Source organism: Desulforhopalus sp., assembly GCA_030247675.1.
Lineage (GTDB): Bacteria > Desulfobacterota > Desulfobulbia > Desulfobulbales > Desulfocapsaceae > Desulforhopalus_A.
The window spans coordinates 1-4,463 of the sequence record JAOTRX010000019.1; the positions used below are offsets into that span (position 1 = coordinate 1).

A 4,463-nucleotide genomic window follows, 5' to 3' on the forward strand; every position below is an offset into this window, starting at 1 on the left:
ACCCAGAAGTTCACGTTCTTCTTGGGTGAGTGTCACAATGTATTTGTTCATAGTCGAACCTCCTTGGTTGAGTATGAACAAAGTATAACATTATATTACGACATTTCAAGGTTGACGTGACACTAGCATAGTTTTCTCCGTAAAGAATCTCGACATTTCACAAGACTGGGGCGCGGTTGTTGACTATGCCCAGCTTACCTACGATGCGGTGCCTGAGCCTGCTACAATGTTTTTGTTTGGAGCTGGAATTACAGGTCTTTTAGGAATAGCAGCACGTAGAAAAAAGAATATCCAAAAATAAGACACTGCCGCTTTGGACATAATTCCATGAATCCGCTGGAACGATAGCTATCTCGTCCAGCGGATTTTCTTATTTAAATGACCGTCATTTCTGGTTTCATTCCGGGTAGAATCGCCCTTTGCCCCAATACCGTCAATCTGTCCCTTCTTAAATCTTTTCCCCTCCCTAACCATCTTGACTGTAGGATTTGGACCAACAGCGTAGGAGTTGGTCTCGGCTATCGAGAGCTTCCAACCAACCAGCAGTCTCTTTTAGGACTGCAATCATTTTCACAACAAGCTCCTTTCACTATTGTTGCGGATGCAAGGCTCGATAATCGTGATGAAGTTTTATGTGAGCTCGGCCTTTCTTGCCCAAGATCTTGTCAAGACAGTATTACAGATAGCTTAATTATCTTAAAATCATATATTAAGTGGGGGGAAAATTGCGCGAAACATCTTCTCGGAGATTTTGCATTTGCCGTCTGGAATGACCAAACAAAAGAGTTGTTTGCCGCTAGAGACCATTTGGGTATCAGGCCTTTTTATTATCATAACTCCGACAATTTCTTTGCATTTTGCAGCAATATAAAAGGATTACTGAAATTGCCTCATGTCTGGGGAAAGCTCCATGAACACGCTATTGCTGATTACCTCATCGGCAATTACGAAGACATTGAGACAACTATCCATCCTCATATCAAACGACTCCCCCCTGCGAATTCGTTGATTTTCAGTAAGAACAAATTGTCCCTGCAACGATATTGGAAGCTTGAAAGACAAAAACCTCTCATTTTATCATGCGACGAAGATTATGCCCTTGCATTACGAGAACAGATAACTCAGGCAATATCCTGCCGACTTCGGACAGTATTTCCTGTTGGAGTCATGTTAAGTGGCGGTTTAGATTCCTCAGCATTAGCAGCTATCACGAATGACACGTTACGAAAAAAAAATATTCCTTTTTCAACATACTCATACGTTTTACCAGCTATCAGCAAGGAAGAGGAAATAGACGAAAGAAAATTTATCGATCTCCTTCTAAAAAAAACCGGGAATGTCCATTATCACATAACTGCACCTGCACAAAGTCCCTTTCAGCGCTGTGATGAATATTTCAACATTTTATGTGAACCTCTTCATGATTCTTTTTATTTCATACAAGAGTCCATTTATAAAGAGGCGTCCCTTAATAAGGTGAGGGTCCTTCTGACGGGAATCGGCGGAGACATGACCGCTTCTTTCGCGGGAACTAACTGTTTGGCCTATCTAGCGTCTCAATTTAGACTCAAGGAACTATATAGTTCGCTGAAACTTCGACAGAGAGTCACCGGTGATTCTTTTGCCTCTCTTTTCCTTCGGCAAGTTCTTTTAAAATTTCTACCAGACTTTTTTCCTTCTGCTTTCAATTTCATTTTCAGGAAGAATTCAACACCTAAAGTGCAATATGCATTTAGCCGATCATTATGCATGAGCTCCGATATTTACAAACGGCTGAATATATTAAAAGAACAGCGAAATATACAAAAAGCTTTAGATCATCAGTTGGTCATTCAACACGCAGTCACCTATGCTATCTCTTCCTTTATGGAGCATCGAGCCACAACTGCTGCTTCATTCGGGTTGTCAGTATGTCACCCATTTCTAGATATTCGAATAGTGAAATTTTGCATGAGCCTTCCACAGGAACAGTTTTTTAAAGATGGCTGGCATAGATCGATTTTTCGGAGGGCAATGAAGGGCATAATACCTGTAGAGATCGCCTTTCGGCCTGGCAAAAAACCATTTATTCCAGATTATATGCAGAGGATACTGCGGGATAAAGTGTTTATAGAAGAGTTGCTCACCAAGGAAAATTCTTCAATCGCCAGATACTTAGATAAAGCCAAGATTTTTGACTATCTCAATTATATCTGTTCTTCTGTAGAAAAAACTGCCTGGCATCCAAATATTTTGACTTTGCTTGGAGATGCCATTTCCATGGCATCTTTTTTGCAATGGTTTGATAAAATAGATTCCAAAGACTACTCTGGCAACGAATTCTGAGTATAAAATACTTTTTGCTTTAAGACATTAGTCTTACCACAAGTTGTTTGAACTATTGTCTCCAGCTCAAACATTGATCTTTCTCATTCTTTGTGATAGAATTTTAGCGTTGCAGAGTACAATTCTGAAAAACACGTGATTTCATGCTATTTCGCATACTCGCAACGCAAGTTTTATACTTCAAGTTATGTTCAATAAGGAGCTATAATTATGAACCACGACAAAATTCAAGCAGATCAATTCAGTTATACTGACACTAAAGTTGAGAAAAAAACCTGGGAAAAGCCAAAGATCATCGACCTACAAGTAAAAGAAACCTTTGGTGCCTGGTCTGGTCCATACACTGATGCTGATAAACTTCGCATTTCTTAAGCTTTTATAAATACAGTTGCCTCTCCTAGAGGCACGGAATCGTTGCAAGTTGCATCATGAGAACATTGCAACTACTGTATATTTCTCATAATTCTCCGCACCGGTAAGAATTACGCCATCGCAACACAACCAGGCATGAGCGGTAAGTTTATCCGGATCAGATTTATGTTTCGCGACCCCCAGACACAGAGTACATGCAATACCCCGACGTTTCATCATCCATAGAGCAGCTACTGCCTGCGGCAGACATAAACTTTCCCAGGGAGTGTAATTTGCAGCCGAGCCCACCGTTTTGCCTATACTCCTAGCCAAAGAGATACTAGATTTGGCCGAATCCTTATACTCATCAATTTTCGTTTTTTTCTCCCCCAGCAAAAGAGTCAGCCACTTGAATCGCAACAGAAGTACTGCTAGACGTGCGATACCCAGCATGAGAAAAGACTCCATTAACAACATTCGCTCTACAGTAGACCGTCTGTGCCATTTAGCGGCAATATCCTGAACCGACCTGAACCACATACCCATGCCATATTATTATTTTTGGAAGTTTTCTTCCAGGAGGTTCATAAGTTCCTCAAGGAGAAAGGTGTTGAATGGACGGATAATTCGATAGACAGCAATCTTTGTTCCAATGTCAGCACATTGCTGGAAATGAAATGCGGTACGGCCTTGACCTTGTAAAAATTCAAAACGATAGGTATTTGCAAGAAGGAGATTTATTTTCTCAGCTCCCTTTAATGGCAATATTTGAATTGCTTCAACCTCCGCGGCCTCTATTCCGTAAACCATACCCAAAGGAACCGGCGCATCTTGAGCATGTTCAACAGGTAGAAGATATTTTTCAAGCCCTTGTGATCCTCGAATACATTTCAAATCCTTTCTATCGGTATTCAATCTATTCATCACGTCAGTCCAAAGTTTTAATCGCGGAAAACCGGGAATTACAGTTGGGATTCCATTGATCAAAGTTATCGCACAGACATCGTCAGCTAAAAAAGAGTATCCGCGTTTGTGGAGTCCGGCCGTCAGCGTCGACTTCCCTATCCCAGAAGGCCCAAGAAAAATCGTCCCCCTGCCATTGACCACAATGGCACCTGCGTGCAGAACCAAAACATTTCTCTGGTTCAGAAGAGCCCCGATAGCCGATCCCATCAAAAAGAGGATAATTTCATCCTCATCGGCTCCTTCCTCAGGTGTAATAGTGATGCGACAACCATTTTGAATATAATATCTTGCAACACCTTGAATCGTTAGCAAGAATTCACCAAAGTCAGCTTGAAACCAGGCCGCGCTGAATCGAGGATTGGTTAGACTTGCAGGTGTTAAACCATATTCAATGAAAACATCTGGCACTGTGTTCTTTTCAGATGAGACAACGGTGACAGCGGGTAAGACCACAGCAGACCGAACAACAAGACAAAAGATACTGTAGAAGTAACACATAGAATTAAAATTGTCTGCTGCGAGGAAACTGCAAATTTTCACATTTTGACCATTCAAGAAAACAAACTGATTTGTTCCGCTCTCGAACAAATTCGTCCACAAATTTCACGGTATGAAAATTATATCAGTAGGTTCTTATAAGTTATAACATCCCAGCAAAAAAGAAGTACAAAAGAAATTCCCGCTATAAATCAAATGAAATAGTTTCGACTTGATCTGACACCTCACTTGAAAAGATGAGGGTTACCAGTTTTGATAAAGGTGCGAACCAAACATCAAAACAAATGGAGGTAACCCTCATGCTACATGGTAACGAACGAATC

General features: G+C 40.9%; 5 protein-coding genes. 3 read left to right on the forward strand and 2 right to left on the reverse strand.

Annotation, left to right across the window (positions count from 1 at the left end; translation table 11 throughout):
* Nucleotides 1-208 precede the first annotated feature (208 nt).
* The 3 genes from OEL83_21060 (at nucleotide 209) to OEL83_21070 (ending at nucleotide 2,697) form a co-directional block, all read left to right on the forward strand.
* Nucleotides 209-301, forward strand: coding sequence for a PEP-CTERM sorting domain-containing protein (locus tag OEL83_21060; GenBank protein MDK9709535.1), 93 nt, complete (start codon nucleotides 209-211; stop codon nucleotides 299-301).
* 77 nt (nucleotides 302-378) lie between these two features.
* The gene (locus OEL83_21065) at nucleotides 379-2,325 is read left to right on the forward strand and encodes an asparagine synthase-related protein (GenBank protein MDK9709536.1); all 1,947 of its coding nucleotides are present in this window, start codon (nucleotides 379-381) and stop codon (nucleotides 2,323-2,325) included.
* A 210-nt stretch (nucleotides 2,326-2,535) separates the two neighbouring features.
* The gene (locus tag OEL83_21070) at nucleotides 2,536-2,697 is read left to right on the forward strand and encodes a hypothetical protein (GenBank protein MDK9709537.1); all 162 of its coding nucleotides are present in this window, start codon (nucleotides 2,536-2,538) and stop codon (nucleotides 2,695-2,697) included.
* Between the two features lie 54 nt (nucleotides 2,698-2,751).
* On the opposite strand, the gene OEL83_21075 is transcribed toward OEL83_21070, so the two are convergent.
* Nucleotides 2,752-3,144 carry a lasso peptide biosynthesis B2 protein gene (locus tag OEL83_21075; protein ID MDK9709538.1) on the reverse strand — a complete coding sequence of 131 codons (393 nt, stop codon included), beginning with the start codon at nucleotides 3,142-3,144 and terminating at the stop codon, nucleotides 2,752-2,754.
* Nucleotides 3,145-3,231: 87 nt separating this feature from the next.
* Nucleotides 3,232-4,230: a hypothetical protein gene (locus OEL83_21080; GenBank protein ID MDK9709539.1), complete on the reverse strand. Its 999-nt coding sequence runs from the start codon at nucleotides 4,228-4,230 to the stop codon at nucleotides 3,232-3,234.
* Between the last annotated feature and the right edge of the window lie 233 nt (nucleotides 4,231-4,463).